The organism is Acidisarcina polymorpha, from assembly GCF_003330725.1.
GTDB lineage: Bacteria > Acidobacteriota > Terriglobia > Terriglobales > Acidobacteriaceae > Acidisarcina > Acidisarcina polymorpha.
In genome coordinates this window covers 428,232-448,405 of record NZ_CP030840.1, presented here as the reverse complement: position 1 = coordinate 448,405, position 20,174 = coordinate 428,232, and the positions used below count along the sequence as shown (strand labels likewise).

Here is a 20,174-nt window from a genome sequence, read left to right as displayed (position 1 = left end):
GGCGCGACTACGAAACGTCTTGAAGCAGATCGCCATCCTCGGTTCCACCGGTTCCATCGGACAAAGCACTCTTTCCATCATTGCCAGTTATCCCGAACGATTCGCAGTCGCCTCGCTGGCTGCAGGCCGCAACCTTGATGCCATCTTCGAACAGTGCAGGCGATGGCGTCCGAGGCTGGTTTCGGTCGCCACCGAGGAACTAGCGAGCCAGCTTCTCGCCAGGCTTAAATTCGCCGGCATCACTGGGGTCGAGGTGGTTTGGGGAACGGATGGAACGGTCCGGGTCGCCACCCTGCCGCAGGTCGATTTCGTAGTCTCGGCCATTGTGGGAGTGGCGGGCCTCGAAGCAACCTTCGCCGCCGTTCAAGCAGGGAAGCCAGTCGGCCTTGCCAATAAAGAGGCCATGGTCGCTGCCGGCGAGATTCTCATCCGCGAAGCCCGCCTTCATCAGACCGCTCTGCTTCCCATTGATTCCGAACACAATGCCATTCATCAATGTATGCGGGGTGGAAGCCGGACGGAGGTTCGCCGTATCTGGTTGACGGCTTCAGGGGGCCCATTTCGCAAACTGCCGCTGGCCCAGTTCGCCGACATCACCGTCGAACAGGCGCTGAAGCATCCAACGTGGAACATGGGACGGCGGATCACAATCGACTCAGCCACCATGCTGAACAAGGGACTCGAGGTGATCGAAGCCTGCCGCCTCTTTGATCTTCCGGCGGCTGAGGTCAAGGTAACCATTCATCCGCAGTCTACGGTGCACTCTTTGGTGGAGTTCATTGACGGAAGCATCCTGGCGCAGATCTCGGTGACGGACATGCGGCTGCCGATTCTGTATGCAATGACTTACCCGGAGCGCATCGATACGGGTGAAGCCGAGGGTCTGGGGTTTGACATGACCAGGCTGGGGCAACTCGATTTTGAACAGCCGGATCTGGAGCGTTTTCCGTGTCTACGGCTCGCCTATGAGGCGGCCGCCAAGGGAGGCGCGCACTGCATTGCGCTGAACTCCGCCGATGAAGTCGCGGTCGAGGCCTTTCTGGCTGGCGATATTCACTTCCTGGACATCCCGCGTACAATAGAGGCAGTGCTTCAGGCGACTCCCGAGTCCCATCCGGAGACGATCCAGGACGTGCTAATGCTTGATCAGGCGGCCCGCCAGACTGCTCACGCGAAGCTCTCCGACCTTTCGCTCACGGGGGCAAGCCGGACATCTTCGGGATAAACGCGGCTTCGAGATAAACGCGGCAGCGACCCTCTGGTTGCACAAATTCATTGTTAAAAAAGCAGTTAAGGTCTTCTAAGAATGCCCTTCGCAATTACCGCCACTCTCTCCACCTTAGTCGTGCTCGGCATCATGGTGCTGGTGCATGAGTTCGGTCATTTCATAACGGCGAAAGCTTTTGGTGTACGCGTCGAAGTCTTCTCGATCGGCTTTGGCAAGCGGCTATTCGGATTCCGGCGCGGCGACACCGACTACCGCATCAGCCTGGTTCCGCTAGGCGGCTATGTCAAGATGTCAGGCGAGACTGCCGGCGATGGAGTTCCGACTTCAACTTCCGGGGATGCTGCCGCCACCGCGCCTGATCCCGGCGATTTCTCGGCGCATCCACGTTGGCAGCGCATCCTGATCGGCTTGTCTGGTCCATTCTCGAATTTCGTACTGGCCTTTCTGCTGATGACTGGCTTGTACATGATGCACAACGAAGTGCCTACATTCTATTCGCAGGCCGTGGTTGTTGAGATGGTCGCTCCGAACTCACCGGCGTCTAAGGCCGGAATACTGCCCGGCGATCGCATCGTTCGCTTCGATGCCGAGCAGAATCCCACCTGGGAGCAGCTGGACATTCGCGCCGGACTGGACGCGAACACCACGGTTCCAGTGGCAGTCGAGCGCGATGGGAAGGTCATCCAGACCAGCATTACCGTCCAGAATACGGGAACGAGCGACGAGTTCGATTCGAAGACGCTCGGGTTGCTGCCGCAAGTGCAGGGGCATCCGCTGAAGGTGCAAGCGGTTGAGCCTTCCATGCCGGCAGCCAAGGCAGGGCTCAAAGCCGATGACGTGATTGCCTCGGTGGATGGGCATCGGTTTACGTATGTCGGGTCGATGCTTGCTTATCTTCAACAGACCGCCGGCAGGTCAGTCGACCTCTTGATCCAAAGGGGAAGTGAGACCTTGCATATCCCGGTGCAGCCGGCGCTTGCCGACGACGGTACCGGACACAACACCTACCGGCTGGGATTTTTGCCCGCGCCTCCGCCTTACACCGTCGAACAACTTTCGCTGCCCGAAGCAGCGCGGCGCTCCGCCAAGACCAATTTGCAGTATTCGGGGTTGATCGTAGAGGTGCTGCACAAGCTCTTTACCCGGCGCTCGGCAGTCCAGAACCTCAGCGGGCCGATCGGAATCGCGCGTCAGACGGGCGAGGCCATTTCCATGCCCGGCTGGCAGCCGATTATCGGCCTGATGGCCTTGATCAGCCTCAACCTTGGCATCTTCAATTTGCTGCCGATCCCGATCCTGGATGGCGGCATGATTGTTCTGCTCTTGATTGAGGGCATCCTGCGGCGCGATCTCAACCAGGAATTTAAAGAGCGCGTCTACCAGGTTGCCTTTGTCGTGCTGATTCTTTTTGCTGCATTTGTCATGTTCAACGATGTCACCAAGTTGCCTATCTTCTCGAAGCTGAAGCCTTAAGGTCTTTATGCCCGGCGCCCTGTGGCGCCCGGGCATGAATCTTCTTTCTGCACAAAATTCTCCGTCCCGAGTTCAACATGACCGATGGAACTGCGCCTTTCCGCACTACTGTCCGCGTCCGTTATGCGGAGACTGACCAGATGGGGGTCGTTTATTACGCCAATTACCTGGTCTGGTTTGAAATTGGCCGGGTCGAATTTCTTCGCCAGCTCGGCTTCGACTACAAGCAAATGGAGGTTGCGGACGACTGCATGCTCCCGGTGGTCGAGGCGATCTGTCGATACAAGGCCCCCGCTCAATATGACGACCTCATCGTCATCGAAACCAGAGTGACGGCGATGCGGACCTCGATGCTTAAATTTTCCTACGAAGTCTATCGCGCGGAGACGATTGACGGAACTCCAGTCGCGGGGAAACTGCTGGCCTCCGGCGAAACCTCGCACGTCATTGTCGGGTACGGCATGCAGAAGACGGTCTTGCCGGAGAAGTACGCGAGCGTGATTCGGGCGACGCTGGGTCCGTTAGTCGACGAAGAGAATCTTCCCACCATCCCAGGAGTGGATTGAAGATTCATCCGTGAGATGTTTCGACTGGTACTGAAGTGATCCTCCCTCACGACCGCAGGTGTCCATACTGATGCTAACGATCTGGGCTAAGTGGTCATCCTCGCCGAGGTAAATGGAACCCTAAGTCGGTAGTACTTCTAGCCCTTACCTGGGTAACTCTAATGGAAACGTAGGTAATTGCTAAGTTACTTTAAGGTTAATGGCTGGGCATCAGAATACCTCAGGATCAGCCTTAGATCCGATAGACTTTGCTGGAAGGTAACAGGGAGAAGGTTACATTTGGGTGCCGCTACCCTGCGGGTAGCGGCACTCTACGTCTTCCAATTGGGACTCCGGCGCCCCGTAGGATCCAATACTCAATGGACTAACTTTACGATCGAACCGCCTAGGTCTCAAGGCGCTGAAAGTATGTAGTTAGATGAGTAAGTCAACCCTACTGGGAATAGTTCGCGTAAAGATAAATACATTCTTCTCTATGCAGAGACTTTTGCATTGCCTATAAGAGACGCAAGAGAAACGGACTTGGCCTCTTATCAAGTTTAGGGGCCTATCTTTCTCCTTAGCGAGCGCGAGTTGCGTCCCGGGAACGAAATGAGGAGTTTCGAATGCAATACAGATCCATGCACCTCGTCGGTATGGAAACCCGAGCTCAGCTCGAAGCGATCGATAAGGTCGGCAATGGGGTGGTGGTTGCCTTTGATGACGGTCAGACTGCTTTTTTTTCTGCCGCTCTGCTCCATTCCATGTTGTCGCAGGCCAAGCCTATCAAGAAGTGCAGCGAGGACTAGCCGGGAGCCGCAGCCAGTTAGTTCTTGTGCTCTTGCGCGTGGTTCCTCAATCTTGACTTCTTGTCCTGAACCGCTTTAGCTCAGCCTGGGCATTTAGGCAACTTACGGCCATAGGCTGCCAGAACAAGCTCCTGTGAGCAGGAGTGAGGGGTGGATAAGAACGTCGACAGTCCTAAAGGCCCGAAGCCATCCGTGGCAGGTAAGCTACCACTGCTTTACCGAGCCTTCGAGACTCGCGGGAGAATAGAGCGGAGCCGAGGCGCTGCTCCTGCGAGAGGCTTTCGGAGACTCCGAGTTTGCCATCGCATGAACCATCTGCAACAGCGGTCCGAGACCCGTTCCTTTCCGGTAAAACGCGTCAGCAGCGACACCGTCCGGAAGGGCGTCATCGAAATAGGAGCCGCCGCTCATGGCGATGACCTGAATGGATGGAAACCGGCGTCGAATCACCGAAAGGAGTTCAGGTCCCGGGATGTCGGGCATGTTCAAGTCGGAGATCAAAATTCCTGGCACTGCCGAATGGATCTCAGCAAGAGCGCAGGCTCCATTCCTCGCCGACCGTACATGGTGGCCAAGATGCTCCAGGATTTGCACCAGGGTTGTATTGAGGGTGTATTCATCGTCGACCACCAGTATCTTAGCTCGTACCTTGGCTGTCATGACTACTCTCTTCAGTTCTTGAAGGGGCATTCTGATGAAGTGTAGCCTGTGATCGGGATCAGTTCTGTCCTCTTTGGCTCACAACTTAGAAACTTTAGCTAAGGAGCCCTTGGCTAGGGCTTTATTGCGAAGATGCAACTGGGCATCAAAGATGGATGGCTTCTCCGCGTTGTCGTCGGGCATCTTGTCATGGAGAATCACGTTTAACAGTGATTTGTGGACGCGGATGCGGCCGTTGTATTCGACAAATCCCAATTTACGGAAACGGTTCATAAAGAAGCTGACCCGGGACCGAGTGGTGCCGATCATCTCCGCAAGCGTTTCCTGGGTCACCTGAGGAATCAGTGTCTCAGGCTCTCCCGGTTTGCCAAACTCCGCCATCAGCAAGAGAATCCTTGCGAGTCGTTTTTCACTTGAATTAAACAGCTGATCAATCAAATCCTCCTGAGTTCTCATGCTGCGCGCGAGCAGGAATTTGAGGAAGAGATCTGACAAGGACGGTTCGTCATGCATCACGCGAACCATTTCCAACCGATCTATTTTGAGCGCGGTGCATGCGGTGATGGCAATCGCCGTAGCGATGCGCGTACCTCCCATGTTGGCCAAAGATTCTTCCCCGACGAAGTCGCCCGGAGCGAGCAAGGTAATTGTCGCCTCTTTGCCCTTCTGTGAGACGACGGTAAGTTTCGCGCGTCCTTTTTGGAGATAGAAGATGGAGTCGGCGGCATTGCCCTGGGAGAAGAACTTGTTCTTGGGCTTCAGCCGGACGATTCGTCGACCCAGACCTGCTTCGGTCAGAAAGGCTACGGCGTCGAAGATCTCGGGACTAGCGCTTGCCATCTCGCGGTTCTTTCTCGTTCCCTGAGGCGGTGCGCCTTCGGGTTTGACTGGTTCTCAATCCTGGCGACCGCGAAAAGATGGTGCATCTGGACTACCCATGGAGACCAATCCAGAGGAACTAAGGGCTTTTCACCAGAGCGATATCACCCTTTACCATTATGAGTTTTGCACTTAAGAAAAGGGAATACAGTGCAATATTGCTCATTTCTTGGAGGGTTGACCCACGCCAAGACTCGAATTGCTGGACGGAGAGGAGGGTATTTCTCCACTTCGATCAGTGCCGCTGGAGATGAAGCATGTGGTGCGCCCGAAATCTACATCGCGCCGTCTCCGCTGGATGTGCAAGTGGTCTCTGATACCGGGCCAACGGAGTGACTGAGCACAAATGACCAGTATTGCCTGTATGTTTCTGAGAGAGTGGGTGAGGAGCTTAACGGAGCTTCGGCGACCGTTGCCCGACGGGCCCGCAAATTCGGCCACTTCCCAGTGTTTTGTCAGTCATAGATGCGCGGAAAGCAGGAAGATAATCTCACTCCCAGCGTTGGTGTTCGACGAAGATGCATCAAGAGCCCTATTTCCCGTCCAGAAACAAGCGGTGGAAGAGCCGAGACCTCTCGGACTTTCGCTGCCGACACGCATCGCGTTCATAGGGAACTACCTGCCCCGCCAGTGCGGTATCGCCACCTTTACCACCGACCTGTGCACGGCAATGGGTGCTGAGTATGGGGTCGGCCGAATGTTTGCGATCCCGGTCAACGATCCCGAATCGAGCTATGAATACCCCGAGGCGGTGAGACTCGAACTCGAACAGGAGGAATGCTCCTCGTATCAACGCGCCGCCGACTTTCTCAATTTCAACGGAAACGATCTAGTCTGCCTGCAGCATGAGTATGGAATCTTCGGAGGACCGGCCGGAAAGCATATTCTCACGTTGCTGCGAAGGCTGAAGATGCCATTAGTGACGACCCTTCACACCGTGCTGCGCGAGCCTGATTGGGACCAACGCGCGGTGCTCGAGGAGATCGCCCAACTCTCCGATCGGCTCATTGTAATGAGCGAACACGCTGCCGATCTTCTGCAAGAGGTCTATGGGATTCCGCGGGGCAAAGTGGACGTAATCCCGCACGGGGTGCCCGATCTTCCCTTTATGGATCCGAATTACTTTAAGGACCAGTTCGGAACCGAGGGCAAGTCGGTGGTGTTGACATTCGGACTGCTCTCCCCGAACAAGGGCGTCGAAAACGTGATTAACGCGCTGCCGGCGATCCTGGCGATCCATCCTGATCTGGTTTACATCATCTCCGGCGCCACCCACCCTCACATCAAACGGCGAGAGGGCGAGCGGTATCGAGATTCATTGAGGGCGCTGGCGGAGGAGCTTGGAGTCGGGCCGAACGTGATCTTCAACAACCGTTTTGTGAGCACCGAGGAATTGGTCGAGCACGTGGGTGCGGCCGACATCTATATCACTCCCTACCGGCAGGAAGCGCAAGTGGTCTCGGGCACGCTGGCCATTGCAATCGGTGCCGGCAAAGCTATTATCTCGACGCCCTACTGGCATGCCAAGGAATTGCTCGCTGACGGTCGCGGGATCATTGTTCCATTTGACGATCCGGCTGCTATCGCTGCGGCCGCGACAGCACTTCTGGATAACGACGCTGACCGCCACGCCATGCGGAAACGCGCCTATCTTTACGCTCGCGCCACCACCTGGCCGGAGACGGCCCGGGCGTATATGGCGAGCTTTCAACGCGCACGGGCAGAGCGGATGTTACGGCCGCGAGCTACCAGAGAGGATGCCGCAACGCTGGAGGAATCAGCCACCCTGGCTCGACTGAATACCCACCATCTGCTGAGCATGACCGATGATACCGGTATTCTGCAGCATGCAATCTTTTCTTTGCCTAACTGCCTGGAAGGGTATACGACTGATGACAACGCCCGCGCTTTGATTGTCGCGGTACTCCTAAATGGATCGAGCCACGCAGGCTTATCGCGCCGCTATCTGACATTCCTTTGGCATGCTTTCAACGATAAAACAGGCCGATTCAGGAACTTCCTGAGTTATGACCGGAAATGGCTGGAACCGTCCGGGTCCGAAGATAGTCATGGGCGAGCCATGTGGGCTTTGGGGACGGTCCTCGGCAACACGAAAGATGCGGGACTGCGAGGCGCTGCGGGAAGACTGTTCGAGAAAGCATTTCCCGCTGCTTCCACCTTCAGCAGTCCGCGCGCGTGGGCGTTCTCAATCCTGGGTATGCAGGCGTATCTTGACTGGTTCCCGGGGGACAGAGTTGTCCAGGGAGCGCGTAATCTGCTCGCAAACCGGTTGCTTGATATCTACATGCGGGCAAGCTCGCCGGGCTGGAAGTGGTTTGAGACAAGCCTCTCCTACTCGAATGCCAGGCTCTCGCAGGCGCTTCTGCTTGCTGGACACCAGAGCAAGAACCAGAGGATGGTGGAGATGGGCTGCGAATCTTTGAGATGGCTGGTTGCCGAACAGCACCGCGGAGACAGCGACATCTTCGTGCCCATCGGTTCAATGGGTTTTTTTGCGGAGGGCGGGGAGAAGGCCCGGTTCGATCAGCAGCCGGTCGAGGCATGCGCCACCATTGCCGCGTGTCTGCTTGCTTATCGTGTCACTGCCGAAAGGCACTGGCTTGACGAGGCATGGTCGGCCTTTCGCTGGTTTCTGGGCGCGAACGATCTCGGAATTCCGCTGTATGACCCTGCAACCGGCGGGTGCAGGGACGGGCTGCATCCAGACCGGGTCAACGAAAACCAGGGAGCGGAGTCGACGCTCTCCTTCCTGATGGCGCTGCTTGACATGCAGAGTCTAGAAGCGCCCACTGTAGATACCATGGTCCACGAAATGAGCGTGTCCAGTTGAGTTCAATCCTTGCTCCGGTCTTAGAACCGGAGCGCGCACCAAGTGAACTTAGCACGTCGGAAACGTACTCCGAAGAACCTCTCTTCACCCGTAACCCCGCCAATCCCATCCTCAGCCGCAAAGACTGGCCCTACCCGATCAACAGCGTCTTCAACGCCGCGGCCGTTCGCCTTGATGACGGCGATACTCTACTGCTCTGCCGCGTCGAGGACCGGCGTGGTCTGTCGCATCTCTGCGCCGCCCGCTCAGCCGATGGAGTCGATGGATGGCGTATCGATTCGCCACCGACCTTGACCCCCGATCGTGAATATCCGGAAGAAATATGGGGCATTGAAGATCCTCGCATCACTTATGTGCCCGAGTTGCAGCAGTATGCGATCGCGTACACCTCATTCTCACGAGGCGGCCCCGGCGTGTCTCTGGCCATGACGAAAGACTTCAGGACCTTTGAGCGCTACGGCGTCATCATGCAGCCGGAAGACAAAGACGCCGCGCTGCTGCCAAGGCGGATCGGAGGTCTGTGGGCAATGATTCATCGTCCAGTGACGACCTTGGGCGCCCACATGTGGATCTCGTACTCCCCCGACCTGCGCCATTGGGGCGGACATAGAATTATGCTCGAAGCGCGACGCGGGGGTTGGTGGGACGCCAACAAGATTGGGCTCTCCTCTCCGCCGATTGAGACGGCAAAAGGCTGGCTGGTCCTCTATCATGGGGTTCGCCAGACCGCGTCCGGGAGTATCTACCGACTAGGCCTTGCGCTCTTCGACCTGGAGAAGCCGGAAGTATGCCTGCAGCGAGGCGACTCCTGGATATTCGGTCCAGAAGCGCCCTACGAATGTAGCGGAGATGTCAGCGGTGTGGTCTTCCCATGCGGGCAGACGATCGGCGCGGACGGGGATACCATTCATCTTTATTACGGCGCGGCCGACTCTTGCATGGCGCTGGCCACGGGCAGCATTCGACGGCTTCTCTTGTGGCTGGATCAAAACTCCAGTACGGGACTCCTCAACGTCTCTTAGTTGCCTTCATTCCGATCGTGAGGATAATCCATGAACACTGCTCGTCTGAACTGGCCTGGCCCGCTTCCGAGGCTACTTTGGATGCACCGGCAGTGTCCGCTCTGTAGCTCGATCCGGTTTCAGCCTGCAGAGCCCGAGTCTCTTGATAGGCTGTTCGGTCTGTTTGCGTTGCGGCCGGTCCGCTGCGTGAATTGCTGGCGGCGGTACTACTGGTTCGCCAAGACGGGATAGATCTGCGGCCCTCAATCAGGGCGTCTAATTGACGGACTCGCTGGCTGCATTTCGCGCCGCAGTCCCGCGCTCGAGGCTGGGTACGCTTTCGATCAGACGCTTATCGTCGTCGATGCAACGGGGACGAAGGTTCCGAGTTACTTGAACGATTCGCGGCAATCCTACAGGGGTCGTGCCGGAACGTGTTCCAACCTGCCGGGAATGCGCGGCCGACCGCATGGTAAGTCAGTCAGTTAGTAGTGACCAGGCCTGATCCCGTGATTCGTCATAGGCCGCTCGTATTCTCCTGCTTCACTTTCTGGAACGCGACCCGGGCAGCCTCGATCTTGTCGTGATTGGCCTCAGCCCAAATCCAGACGCCGCAGAAGGCAGCGGTTAGACCTTCTCCAAGTTCGGTCAACTCATATTCGACTCGTGGCGGGACCACGGGAAAAACCGTTCTCTTTACCAGGCCGTCGCTTTCCATCTGGCGCAGGGTCTTTGTCAGCATCTTCTGGCTTACATCACCAATGCGCTGGCTAAGAACAGTAAATCGAGCTCGTCCGTACTCCTCGAGATTTTCGAGAATGAGCATGGTCCACTTGTCGGCAAGACGGCCGATGATCTCCCGTACGATCCTGTCTACCTCCGGCGTGGTTTCGGGATATCGAGATTGCCTCTGAATCTTCTTCTTTTTCGCTGGAGCATTCATGATGGTTTCCTGGGGGTAAGTATAGTTCCAAAAAGTGCCTACTTTCCAAAGGAGAGCGAGCGAGATAGGCTGCTTCTTAGGAGTAGCTATGAACATCACAGGCAATACCATTCTCATCACCGGTGGCACCAGCGGCATTGGAAAGGCGCTGGCGGAGGCTCTGCACGCGCGTCAGAACAAGGTCATCATCGCCGGGCGGCGTCAGCAACTGCTGGACCAGGTCACGGCTGCGAATCCTGGCATGATTGGTCTTCAGCTGGACGTTGACGATAAGGGCTCGATTGAGCAGTTTGCAGCGCAGGTGCAGAGGCAATTTCCCGAGCTGAACGTGCTCATTAACAACGCCGGTATCATGCGGGCCGAAGACTACACCGCCGAGAAGGTCGATGTAGCAACAGCGGAAGCCACGCTCACTACCAACATCAGCAGCGTCGTGCGCTTGACCGCCGCTTTGCTCCCCACGCTGAAAGCGCAGCCGAAGGCGACACTGATGGCGACGACCTCTGGCCTTGCGCACGTTCCCATGGCTGCATTTCCAACCTATTCCGGAACCAAGGCGTTCCTGCATGCCTGGCTGGAGGCAGTTCGCTTTCAACTTCGCAACACCAACGTGGAAGTGCTGGAACTCACTCCTCCGTACGTGCAAACCGATTTGACCGGCTCTCATCAGGCGAACGACCCGCGGGCCATGCCCTTGGACGAGTTCATCACCGAGGTCATGCAGATTTTGGAATCAGGCAACACGCCTAAGGGCGAAATCCTTGTGGAACGGGTGAAGCCTCTGCGCTGGGCGGAGAAAAACGGCAGCTATGAACAGCTCCTCACGGCACTGGGATCGCAGTAGACTGAATGCCGGTCGGCGACTGCGGACGAAAGCTAACGGGTCAGGACACAAGCCTGGGTGGTCCCTGCGGCGAATCGAGATAGATGAACGGTTCGCCTGTCCATCTCGTCGTCATTACAATCACATGAGGGTCATTCCGGTAACGATGGGTCGATAGAAGTCTAGCCGTCGGCAAAGCGTATTTCGTCATGCTTGGACGGGAGGGCTTCAGCAGCCCTCCGCCCGGCACTCGAGGGTGAGGTGGGTAAAAATCGCAGAAGAGGCGGCGCCCAGCTTGAGAGCGGTTGGCGCGCCTGGGTCACGCGGCGTTCGGGCACGCTATTTTGCATTGTGTCGGCAGTATGGATCGGGATCCTGTACCACGGCGTCTTCGGCGCACCGTTCCTCTACGATGATCTAGACCAGGTCGCGAACAACCCCGCTCTCGAGTCCTGGCGCGCGGTTTGGTCAAAGTATCTGCTAAGGCCCTCGCAATTAGGTTCCGGGTTCCTGGAGAACGGCGGCTCGAGCTATCGCCCGGGGTTCTGGATCGCATTGGCACTGGAGCGGCACGTGTTTGGCGCCGGGCCCGCCGGATTTCATTTCACCAGTCTGCTGCTTCACTGGATAAATGGCGTGCTGCTTTTCGTGCTGCTGCGCCGACTGAAGGCAGGCGTACCCGTCGCTGCGCTGGCAACGTTGGTATGGCTGGGACTGCCGGTGAACAGCGAAGCGGTGGCGTGGGTCAGCGGGCAGTTATATCCGCTGAGTACGGCGTTTCTTCTGCTCGCTCTCCTGCTGGCGCTGGGGTATCTGCGCTCGGGCGGCTGGGGTTGGTTGGCGGCATTTACGGGAGCAGCTCTGTTGGCAAATCTCTCTCATGAGCAGGGAGTGCTGCTGGTGGCGTTCCTGGCCTTGGGATATGCTCTGCTCGAAGCAGACCGGCGCCCCCGGCGCTGGGCCTTGCTAGTGGGGTTCGCACTGCTGGCGGACGCAGTCTATGTTGCCTGCCGCCTGGTGGTGGGCACTCGCGCGGGCGGGGGACCGCACCACCCTTGGAGTGCAGGCGAAGTTTTCTGGCGCTATATCCAGCTGATCGTACTGCCGGTGCACATGAGCGTCGAGCGCTCCACTGTTGTTCCGCATGCCGCGCTGACAGGCGGAGCCGTAGCAGCGTGGGTGGCGTTGTTCGCCCTCATGATCGTCGTGATTCAGTTGCGCCGGCAGGCGCCCATGCTGGCTGTGGGTCTGAGCGTAGTGCTGGTGGCGGTCTTACCTTATTGCGGATTCGTTTACATCTACCAGGGCATGGCGGAGCGCTACGTTTATTTAGCATCCATCGGTTTCGCGTTGGGGATCACGGCGGCGGCCGCGGCAGCCCGGCCCGTAGCGCGAGAGATTGCTTTCACCAGTCTCGCGATCTGGATGGGGTGGTCAGCGTGGAGGCTAATGAGGCGGGTCGAGGACTGGCAGGACCCCATTGCGCTTTACGGCCATTCGCTTGAGGCCACGCCAGAAAGCGTGTTAATGAATCTCAATTATGGAGCAGCGCTACAGACGGCAGGGCGTCAAGCGGAGGCCGAGAGCCAGTACCGGCACGTGATCTCACTGGCTCCTAAGGACAGCACTGCTTACGTCGACCTCGAGAGCCTGTACATCGAAGAGGGCCGCCTTGATGAAGCCATCGCGATGTATAAACAGGCCGTTGCGGTAAACCCCAACGACTCGAACGCGTACTTCGATCTGGGCGTGATGTTTCAGCAGCGCGGACAAGACCGGGAGGCGTTGGCCTTCTATAAGAAGGTTTTGCAACTGAAGCCCGGTGACCAGCAGACGTTGCTCTACTTGAGCAAATTGCAGGGAGTTCAGCAGTAGCAAACGCGGCATCCCCGTATCTTCAACGAAACTTCATCGATCGCTGCTTGACGGCCTGCCGTCACGAACGATGCTCACTTCAGAGGATCTTCACTTTGGTGAGAGAGTCGGCGCCCGATTTTTCTGGTCACCTTCGGGTGTCTTTCGTTGTTTGACGATGTTGGTTCAGCCCCGACTAGCTTTACGGCCCAGAGAAGCGTCGAGTCGCGCAGCGAGAGGCGGAAAAGCAGCGGTGGCGCCCTGCCAACGAAGCTCTTCCACTGATTCGAAAAGAGGAATATCGGTGCGCAACGTCGCCAAGTCCCGAAACAAAAGGGCATGCTTGCGCTCTCGATGAAGCGTCTCAGATAATGCGAACGGGTTCACAACGTCGACACCCCAGTCGCGCCAGCTTTCCGGGATGAGCTCGATGTGGAGATACCTGGCAAGCACTCTGCTCGTGGATTTTGCGCCCCATCCGGCTAAACCAGGATATCCGTCCGCAGCGTCTCCCACGAGCGCCAGGTAGTCGGGGATTGAGAGCGGTCCGACGCCGAACTTGGCAATGACGCCGGCCTCGTCGCGAATTATATTTTTGCGGCGATCAAGTTGCACCACCCGAGTTCCTCGGACGCACTGGGAGAGGTCCTTATCGGGTGTGCAGATAAGCACCCGATCAACGGCAGGGTCTTTCTCGGAAGTGAAGGCGGCCGCCGCCAACGCATCGTCGGCTTCGAACTCGACCATTGGCCAAACCACGACTCCCAGAGCGGTGAGGGCCTCTTCGAGGAGCGAAAACTGCGCCAGGAGATCAGGCTCGACACCTTCGCCGGTTTTGTAGCCGGCCCAGAGTTTATTGCGAAACGATTCGATGACGTGATCGGTTGCGACTGCGATATGGGTCGCGCCTTTCTCGATCATCCCGAGAATGGACGCGATGACGCCGCGGACAGCCGCAACTTCATGGCCCTCGCTGTCGCGCATCGATGGGAGCGCGTGGTAATGACGGAAGAGTTCATACGTCCCATCGATTAAGTGGACTTCCAAATTGGCGCCCCGCAATTTCTGAAGCATCGCAGTGGCGGAGAGGCGGCCAAATGCGATCTTGACTTGCACCTATTGCGTTTATTCAACCGTAATCGCTGCCACTTCATAGTTCTTTAAAGAGGGAATCGTGAACTGCAACAATTGGTTCTGAAGCACGAACGAAGCACCCTGACCCGCCTTAAGAAGTTCGACCGCCTTGACCTTCATCTGGCCGGGCAGTCTCATCGTCACTCTTTGCGGGCCAAGTGGGCTAACTGAACGCAGCCAACCATGGTGAGCGTTGGGGCTGGAGTAATTGAGCAGGTGAATGGCGTAGCCTGACGAAGTCTCCCAGCAAAATAGCTCGACAAAGCCGGCGCCATCTACATCAATTACCCGTTCATCGTGAGTGACCCAGCGGATTGTGTTGTGTAGCAATCGCGATAGATCCTGGTGGCCAGTAAGCCAGTATGTACGCTCGATGTCTCCTGGAATCCAAGCGGTACGGCTTGTTCCCAACTCTCGTAGAACAAGCGCCGGCTCGTTGGTGTGTGAATCTGGCGGGTAGGCCAGTTCGGGAGGATAACGGACAAAGCCTGGAACCACGGTGAGCAACGGACTCTCGACCGGCTTTAATGGCACGCGATTCTGAGCGCCCGCGATCCAGTTCGTCTCGGCAAAACCTTCAAGGATGGGTGGCATCCGGTCTGTGTTGGGCTTCTCAATGCGCGCAGAGTATGCATTGCCGTTCGTGCCGATCGCATCGCCGGCCTTGCTTATGCCCATAAGATCTGCAAGGCCGAAATCCGACCGCGGTTTCAGGTCCTGATCGTAGAGGCTGGTTTCGAAACTAGCCATCAGCGATCCGCCCGAACTCACATAGTCGCGCAATTGTTGGCATTGACTGTCGCTGAGCATGGCAACATTGGGCAGCAGTAGGGCACGATATTTCTTCAGACGCTCCGCCTGGAGCCGGTCTTCATGCACGAAGTCGAAGGCGAAGCGGCCCTGCAGCAATACGTCATAGATGCCTTGGATGGTCTCGTGGGTATAGAGGCGCGAGCGCGCCGAAGTGGGACCTGGATAAAGAAGCTGCGTGCTCTGTCCGAAGACGACTCCAATGTTGGCAATAGAGCGGCGCGTCGTGAAATGCGCCTCGTGCTGCGCGTTCCAGGAGAAATAATCTTTACCAACACTCTGCCAACGGCGGTCTTCGCGAAATCCGTTCTCCGCCCCGACAAAGTGAAAGTACGGCACCATACCACTCGCCAGAGTCTCATTCAGCCACATCTCGGATTCATCCGGACTCTTCGAGACATTGCGCCATCCCGGGCTGCCTGTCGAGTAGGCGGCCGTAACGTTAGCGGCGGGTTTACCATCGAGCACTGCATTGCAAACCCGGCCTTGTAGGCTGCATCCCCAGATGGCTGCGTCATCGTACGTCCGGCCCTGATTGTCGGCCTGGAACCAGTCAGCAACTTGACCAAGACGTTCGAGATTCGGGCCGCCACGCACGTTGCCTCCAGAGTTAGCGAAAAAGAAGCTGTCGCTTTTCTTCTCTTTGGCAATCAAGTTGTATTTCTGCCATAAAGCCAGCACACGGTCGGTGAAGACGCGCCAATAGGCAGGGGTGCCGCTAGCGGGCAGCTTGATGCAGATGGAGCAATAGCATTCGGGCAGAGCGCCTAATGGAGGCCAGCCATTGGTATAAAAGCAATCGACGTCGTAGAGCGAGTTGACCTCCCGCATGATCGCCGGCACATAGTCGTCCATGTATGTCGAAAACATACAGGTCTTGAACAAGCGAGGTTCTTCGCCGCTGTGCTGCACCGATCCGTCCTGATAACGCATCGCCCATTCCGGATGGGCTTCCAGCGCATCTCCCCAATTCAGGTCAGGACTCATACGCGCCACGACTCGCATGCCGCGCTTCTTCGCCGCCGCCGTGCACTCGCCGAATAGATCCCGGTTGCGAAGGAACTTGCCGTGGCGATGAAACTTTACCTTGGAAGGATAAAAAGCCAGAATGCCGGTAACACTGACAAAGACCAGGTCCGCCTGCGCAGAGTGCCAGTAGTCTGCCCATTCCTCGACGTTCATCACGGCCGGGTCGTATTCGGTAAAGTTGGTCTGCCCCACCCGTCGAATCTTTTGCTGCCAGGGAACATTGTGTTGGTCGATTGGAGGCAGTCGTTGGGGAAGGGAAATGATTTCCACCCCGGCCCCTGCGCCATCCTCGGCGTGAGCCGACTCGACAAACGAAGACGGTGTGGTTTCTGAGAGCCTCGATGTTAGCGGGATGACTCCTGCTCCAGCCGTGAGACTCGTTTTCAGGAAGCTGCGCCGGTTCAGCATTGACCCTCCAAATCTAACACGAGGAAATCAAGCCGAAGCTCGACATTCTCCGGCATCGGGCTTCTTTCGATCTCGCCGCTAGCTCACCGATTGAAGCATTCGGCTGAAGTCGACGTTTGGACTTGGGCCGCCTTCTCCAGTCTCGACGTATTGTTTGAGACTTACCAGGTAGTAGCCCCAACCGGTCGTGCACATGGCGTATATATCGTCCGCCTTCATATAGCCCCTGTGGGCAAATCGAATGTCGGTGCCCGCATTGCTGCGAGTGAGATGGAAGGCGATCTGTGTGCCGTTCCATTCTGAGATAAAGGAGCTCTGGATCCGCCACGTGACCTCCTGTTCCGGCATCAATGCTTCGATGGTTATTCGGTGGATGTGGCCTGGTCCATAATGCAAAAAGCGGAACTCTCCGGACCCACCTACCCAAGGTTCGAGATCGGCATCGCGGACCCACCAGGATCGGACCCCTTCGGTCGTCGTGATGGCCGCATAGACTCGTTGCGGGTCCGAGCTGATGCTCAGGCGATGCATGATGTCAGGCATGCTGGGCTCCTCCTAATGGAACCTGGTTAGGGCGAGCGCTCGGTCTTCGAGCAGAGTCCCTGTAAGAAGACACAGGAAGATGAGTGCACAAAATGCAACCGGTGCGACAAAAAAGTATCTCCAACTCAGAATCACCACCAGGCCGAAGCAGACGGTGAGGGCCCATGCAATGGCGCGCACAGTCGGCCACTGCGCCGAACTAACTCCAAGCTGCCAAGCGATCACAGCAGCCAGCAGCAGAAGAACAGTCACGAACAGGCCAAAGCCGACATAGAAGTCCCAATAAGTTCGGCTAAAGCCTTGCGTGCGGAAGTGGACCGACTTCATCGCACCGAGCATGTTCTGAATACCCCAGCTTGGATCGATCTGCCGAAAGCCTAATGTGTGGCCAGCGGCAAATAGAACGATGAGCACAGCAGCGATTCGAAAAAGAAGCGATGCCTTCAAGTGGATTACTCCTCTTTTACGCGATGGTCTCGACCTTTTCTTTAAAGAGGCGCAGCAAGCTTCCCCAGCCGCCTTCGGAATCAACCTGACCGCGCATTTTTGCACACGCGCCGCCATGCTTCTGTAATCCGCGGTGCTCCAACTCGACGAGAGTTTGGCCGCCCGCGGCGGGCGTAAACCGCACTTCCACCTCGCTGCACCGTGCAGGATCCGGTTCAAACTTCCACTCCGGACTGACCTGCCAGGCCATCACGAACCGGCTCGGAGGCTCCCACGTAAGGACCGTTCCCCACTGACAGATCGTGTCGTTTTCCTGGCTCGTGTAAACACGCCCTCCCGCACGGCCCTCGACGACAACTTCTTTCATCGGCGAGTCGCCAATGTGGTGGGTGCGAGGCCACCATGTATCCATCTGCTCGGCAAAGACGCGAAAGGCGCTTGCCTGGCTGGCATGGACCAGCACACTCTTACGCACTGGTTCTAATTCGCTTGCTGTGGCGAGTTCAATGACCTGTGTGGTTGCGCTCACGTCCTTCATTTTCCGTCTCCTCTACTTTCACTTTGAGTGCTTCCAGGGCGTCGCCCCAGAAGGTGTCGAAATAGGCCCGTAGTGCGGCAAAGCCCTTCGGATCCAGCTCATAAATGTGCCGAGTCCCCACGGCACGATGGCGTACGAGGTGGGCCCGCTGGAGGACGCGCAGGTGCTGCGAAACCGCCGGCCGGCTCACAGGTACCGCCCGGGCTAGTTCTCCTACTGGGGCGGGACCACGTCGGAGCCGTTCCATGATGGCCCGCCGGGTGGTATCGCCAAGAGCGTCCAACTGTTTCTGTCGGTAAGCCGGCATGAACCGTAAGTTACGACTAACAGAACAGCGGCGTCAAGTGTAAATTTCGGTCCCAAATTCGGCGGAGCGCGAGGGAGGAAAAACAAAGGATTGTTAATAACCACCTCCTGCTCGCTTCTGTTGAGGCGCGGGAAAACCAAAGGTGTAAAGTACTTCGTAATACGAAAGGACGATCTTGGAGATATGCTGGAGCCAAAAACTTATCCCGTGGAAGAAGCCGTAAAGGCGCAAAAAGCGTTGCGAGCAGCGAGTGGGCTCGGGCCCGAAATGTTTCCGATACAGGCTTTCGTCGGCATGATCAGTGACGAGATAGAATCACTTCGCAAACGCGGTAAGAGCGATGCGGAGATCGCGCAGCTGATTGAAGAGAACAGTGAAATTCGTATTTCCCCAGAGGAGATCGCCAATCATTACGCATCGCCCGAAGAACGGCACAATCGCGGCGAGTGAACACAATGCTGGATCGGCCCGGTCAAAGGGCGCGGACTCTCTTTCTATCCGGGAGGAGGGCATCGACGGGCTCCTCCGTCGCGGTGTTCTGCACCCTTCGGTAGTAGCGATCATTCCGATTTTGCGGCCGCGGTGTTCATCAGGCAGTCGCAATTGTTGACGTGAATGCAGCCGGGCCAAATGAACGTTTCCTAATTTATTTTCATACCCGGCATCGCGGAGTGGTCCATGTTGTCGTGCCCCTGATCATCATCATCGATGGACCAGACCTTCTTCGGATCGGTTTCGAACGGATAGACGTGGACCATCCATCCGAAGAAATGAGGATGGAACTCTCCTCCGGCTGCGTCGCAGGCATCCTTCGTCGTAATCGAACCCTCCAGACCGAATTTTGCCCGCGGCCCAAAGTACTCAGACTTATGATCGGGAGGCGCTTTGCAAAAGTTGATATGTTGATGCCACTGAGCGATGCTCAACGGGATCCGCTCATTCAACTCATCTTCGGTAGCGTCTACCCGATCGGTGTACATCGCTCCGATCAACTTATATCCGCCATCCGGTGTTTTTTTGTAGAGCAGCGAGGTCGGCTTGGTCGGATCGAAGTGAGACCACGCCTCCCGTCCGTACTCATAGTTCGTGAAGTGATACTGGGGTTGCGGCACATCGGGGAGGAAGATCTGGTAGCCGTCGGCTAAAGCCTTTCGGTAATCCACATAGTGGGCCATAGCGGCCTTCGCGTCAGCTGCGACCGCGTCGGCCTTTGCCTGATCACCGGCCTGCACAGGCCGCTGGGTAGTCATGTGCATGTGGCCCATGCGGCCCATGTACGCACCGGGAATTCCGGCAGCTTGCGCGGGATCAGCGGAGGCTTGCTGTGCGTCGAGTATTCCGCTTAGTCCAGCCGGGAGAATTACCGCGCACAAGAGATAAGAACGAACGGACAGGAGCCGGTTCATGACGATCTAGCCTCCACGGAAACACTGTCGCTGCGATCAGCAAAGCCTTAGACACGGTTTCCGCTTCTATCGTAGACTCGTCCTCGCCATCCGCTAAAGCTTAAGGTGGGTGCGCTGCGCTATCGTATAGCGTGTCCAACCCGCACAGGGTGAATCGGGAGCGAGGCTAGAAGGTGGCGAAATCGGTCAATGGGAGCGAGATGCTGATCGAAGAGCGGCGTCAGCATGTTTTAGCTCGCATTCAACGTGAGGGTCGCGTGGTGGTAGGCGAATCGTCAGCGCAGCTTGGCATTTCGCGCATCACCATTCGCAAAGATCTGGAGCATCTCCAATCCAGGGGCTTAATTCAACGGACCCATGGCGGAGCGCTTTCCGTGCAGTCCGACTCGTTGTTCGATCCTTCATTGTTGGAGAAAGAAAAACTCCATCGTAAGGAGAAACAGCGAATTGCGGCCGCTGCCGTCAAGCTGGTAAACGAGGGCTAAT

At 57.0% G+C, this 20,174-nt stretch carries 20 protein-coding genes; 10 read left to right on the top strand and 10 right to left on the bottom strand.

Translation table 11 applies throughout. The annotated features are described in order from the left end of the window. Window positions 1-19: 19 nt before the first annotated feature. From ACPOL_RS01985 to ACPOL_RS01970, 4 genes are all read left to right on the top strand, one after another. Window positions 20-1,225, top strand: coding sequence for a 1-deoxy-D-xylulose-5-phosphate reductoisomerase (locus tag ACPOL_RS01985; RefSeq protein WP_114205570.1), 1,206 nt, complete (start codon window positions 20-22; stop codon window positions 1,223-1,225). An 81-nt stretch (window positions 1,226-1,306) separates the two neighbouring features. After that, entirely contained in the window at window positions 1,307-2,701 is a 1,395-nt protein-coding gene (rseP, locus tag ACPOL_RS01980) for an RIP metalloprotease RseP (RefSeq protein WP_114205569.1), read from the top strand. Between the two features lie 77 nt (window positions 2,702-2,778). Then, complete coding sequence (locus tag ACPOL_RS01975; protein ID WP_114205568.1) at window positions 2,779-3,267, top strand: acyl-CoA thioesterase; 489 nt, start codon at window positions 2,779-2,781, stop codon at window positions 3,265-3,267. Between the two features lie 605 nt (window positions 3,268-3,872). After that, on the top strand, window positions 3,873-4,055 hold the full coding sequence (locus ACPOL_RS01970) for a hypothetical protein (protein ID WP_114205567.1): 183 nt from the start codon (window positions 3,873-3,875) through the stop codon (window positions 4,053-4,055). Window positions 4,056-4,259: 204 nt separating this feature from the next. Here ACPOL_RS01970 and ACPOL_RS01965 read toward each other — a convergent pair whose 3' ends face one another. Both ACPOL_RS01965 and ACPOL_RS01960 read right to left on the bottom strand, forming a co-directional pair. Further along, window positions 4,260-4,715: a response regulator gene (locus ACPOL_RS01965; RefSeq protein WP_161557138.1), complete on the bottom strand. Its 456-nt coding sequence runs from the start codon at window positions 4,713-4,715 to the stop codon at window positions 4,260-4,262. Between the two features lie 78 nt (window positions 4,716-4,793). Continuing rightward, window positions 4,794-5,555, bottom strand: a complete 762-nt coding sequence (locus ACPOL_RS01960) for a Crp/Fnr family transcriptional regulator (protein WP_114205565.1) — start codon at window positions 5,553-5,555, stop codon at window positions 4,794-4,796. A gap of 595 nt (window positions 5,556-6,150) precedes the next feature. On the opposite strand from ACPOL_RS01960, the gene ACPOL_RS01955 reads away from it, so the two are divergent. Together ACPOL_RS01955 and ACPOL_RS01950 are read left to right on the top strand one after the other, a co-directional pair. Next, the gene (locus ACPOL_RS01955) at window positions 6,151-8,445 is read left to right on the top strand and encodes a glycosyltransferase family 4 protein (RefSeq protein WP_236657173.1); all 2,295 of its coding nucleotides are present in this window, start codon (window positions 6,151-6,153) and stop codon (window positions 8,443-8,445) included. Beyond that, window positions 8,442-9,467, top strand: coding sequence for a glycoside hydrolase family 130 protein (locus ACPOL_RS01950; RefSeq protein ID WP_201759059.1), 1,026 nt, complete (start codon window positions 8,442-8,444; stop codon window positions 9,465-9,467). Before ACPOL_RS01955 ends, ACPOL_RS01950 begins: the two co-directional genes overlap by 4 nt. A gap of 496 nt (window positions 9,468-9,963) precedes the next feature. Here ACPOL_RS01950 and ACPOL_RS01945 read toward each other — a convergent pair whose 3' ends face one another. Beyond that, on the bottom strand, window positions 9,964-10,485 hold the full coding sequence (locus ACPOL_RS01945) for a winged helix-turn-helix transcriptional regulator (protein ID WP_236657172.1): 522 nt from the start codon (window positions 10,483-10,485) through the stop codon (window positions 9,964-9,966). Between ACPOL_RS01945 and ACPOL_RS01940 the strand changes: the two genes are divergently transcribed. Beyond that, the gene (locus ACPOL_RS01940; RefSeq protein ID WP_114205563.1) at window positions 10,478-11,233 is read left to right on the top strand and encodes an SDR family oxidoreductase; all 756 of its coding nucleotides are present in this window, start codon (window positions 10,478-10,480) and stop codon (window positions 11,231-11,233) included. The genes ACPOL_RS01945 and ACPOL_RS01940 overlap by 8 nt on opposite strands. 240 nt (window positions 11,234-11,473) lie before the next feature. Next, window positions 11,474-13,087, top strand: coding sequence for a tetratricopeptide repeat protein (locus tag ACPOL_RS01935; protein WP_114205562.1), 1,614 nt, complete (start codon window positions 11,474-11,476; stop codon window positions 13,085-13,087). A gap of 165 nt (window positions 13,088-13,252) precedes the next feature. Here ACPOL_RS01935 and ACPOL_RS01930 read toward each other — a convergent pair whose 3' ends face one another. The 6 genes from ACPOL_RS01930 to ACPOL_RS01905 form a co-directional block, all read right to left on the bottom strand. Then, window positions 13,253-14,182, bottom strand: a complete 930-nt coding sequence (locus ACPOL_RS01930) for a 5'-3' exonuclease (RefSeq protein ID WP_236657171.1) — start codon at window positions 14,180-14,182, stop codon at window positions 13,253-13,255. Window positions 14,183-14,191: 9 nt separating this feature from the next. Continuing rightward, window positions 14,192-16,447 carry an alpha-amylase family protein gene (locus ACPOL_RS01925; protein WP_114205561.1) on the bottom strand — a complete coding sequence of 752 codons (2,256 nt, stop codon included), beginning with the start codon at window positions 16,445-16,447 and terminating at the stop codon, window positions 14,192-14,194. 78 nt (window positions 16,448-16,525) lie between these two features. Beyond that, window positions 16,526-16,990 carry an SRPBCC family protein gene (locus ACPOL_RS01920; protein WP_114205560.1) on the bottom strand — a complete coding sequence of 155 codons (465 nt, stop codon included), beginning with the start codon at window positions 16,988-16,990 and terminating at the stop codon, window positions 16,526-16,528. 12 nt (window positions 16,991-17,002) lie between these two features. Next, complete coding sequence (locus ACPOL_RS01915; protein ID WP_114205559.1) at window positions 17,003-17,437, bottom strand: LIC_13387 family protein; 435 nt, start codon at window positions 17,435-17,437, stop codon at window positions 17,003-17,005. Window positions 17,438-17,453: 16 nt separating this feature from the next. Further along, window positions 17,454-17,975, bottom strand: a complete 522-nt coding sequence (locus ACPOL_RS01910; protein ID WP_114205558.1) for an SRPBCC family protein — start codon at window positions 17,973-17,975, stop codon at window positions 17,454-17,456. Continuing rightward, window positions 17,941-18,282 (bottom strand): ArsR/SmtB family transcription factor, encoded by a 342-nt coding sequence (locus ACPOL_RS01905; RefSeq protein WP_114205557.1) that lies wholly within the window; start codon window positions 18,280-18,282, stop codon window positions 17,941-17,943. Before ACPOL_RS01905 ends, ACPOL_RS01910 begins: the two co-directional genes overlap by 35 nt. A gap of 183 nt (window positions 18,283-18,465) precedes the next feature. Here ACPOL_RS01905 and ACPOL_RS01900 point away from each other — a divergent pair, with 183 nt between their 5' ends. Then, the gene (locus ACPOL_RS01900) at window positions 18,466-18,732 is read left to right on the top strand and encodes a hypothetical protein (RefSeq protein ID WP_114205556.1); all 267 of its coding nucleotides are present in this window, start codon (window positions 18,466-18,468) and stop codon (window positions 18,730-18,732) included. Window positions 18,733-18,923: 191 nt separating this feature from the next. Here ACPOL_RS01900 and ACPOL_RS01895 read toward each other — a convergent pair whose 3' ends face one another. Continuing rightward, window positions 18,924-19,688 carry a hypothetical protein gene (locus tag ACPOL_RS01895; RefSeq protein ID WP_201759058.1) on the bottom strand — a complete coding sequence of 255 codons (765 nt, stop codon included), beginning with the start codon at window positions 19,686-19,688 and terminating at the stop codon, window positions 18,924-18,926. Window positions 19,689-19,861: 173 nt separating this feature from the next. On the opposite strand from ACPOL_RS01895, the gene ACPOL_RS35670 reads away from it, so the two are divergent. Further along, on the top strand, window positions 19,862-20,173 hold the full coding sequence (locus tag ACPOL_RS35670; protein WP_338026740.1) for a DeoR family transcriptional regulator: 312 nt from the start codon (window positions 19,862-19,864) through the stop codon (window positions 20,171-20,173). Window position 20,174: the final 1 nt, after the last annotated feature.

Bases quoted from the DNA above. Each gene is read 5' to 3' on its own strand.
- rseP (WP_114205569.1), top strand. From the start codon at position 1,307: ATGCCCTTCGCAATTACCGCCACTCTCTCCACCTTAGTCGTGCTCGGC.
- ACPOL_RS01975 (WP_114205568.1), top strand. From the start codon at position 2,779: ATGACCGATGGAACTGCGCCTTTCCGCACTACTGTCCGCGTCCGTTAT.
- ACPOL_RS01970 (WP_114205567.1), top strand. From the start codon at position 3,873: ATGCAATACAGATCCATGCACCTCGTCGGTATGGAAACCCGAGCTCAG.
- ACPOL_RS01965 (WP_161557138.1), bottom strand. From the start codon at position 4,715: ATGACAGCCAAGGTACGAGCTAAGATACTGGTGGTCGACGATGAATAC.
- ACPOL_RS01960 (WP_114205565.1), bottom strand. From the start codon at position 5,555: ATGGCAAGCGCTAGTCCCGAGATCTTCGACGCCGTAGCCTTTCTGACC.
- ACPOL_RS01940 (WP_114205563.1), top strand. From the start codon at position 10,478: ATGAACATCACAGGCAATACCATTCTCATCACCGGTGGCACCAGCGGC.
- ACPOL_RS01945 (WP_236657172.1), bottom strand. From the start codon at position 10,485: ATGTTCATAGCTACTCCTAAGAAGCAGCCTATCTCGCTCGCTCTCCTT.
- ACPOL_RS01925 (WP_114205561.1), bottom strand. From the start codon at position 16,447: ATGCTGAACCGGCGCAGCTTCCTGAAAACGAGTCTCACGGCTGGAGCA.
- ACPOL_RS01920 (WP_114205560.1), bottom strand. From the start codon at position 16,990: ATGCCTGACATCATGCATCGCCTGAGCATCAGCTCGGACCCGCAACGA.
- ACPOL_RS01910 (WP_114205558.1), bottom strand. From the start codon at position 17,975: ATGAAGGACGTGAGCGCAACCACACAGGTCATTGAACTCGCCACAGCA.
- ACPOL_RS01905 (WP_114205557.1), bottom strand. From the start codon at position 18,282: ATGCCGGCTTACCGACAGAAACAGTTGGACGCTCTTGGCGATACCACC.
- ACPOL_RS01900 (WP_114205556.1), top strand. From the start codon at position 18,466: ATGCTGGAGCCAAAAACTTATCCCGTGGAAGAAGCCGTAAAGGCGCAA.
- ACPOL_RS01895 (WP_201759058.1), bottom strand. From the start codon at position 19,688: ATGAACCGGCTCCTGTCCGTTCGTTCTTATCTCTTGTGCGCGGTAATT.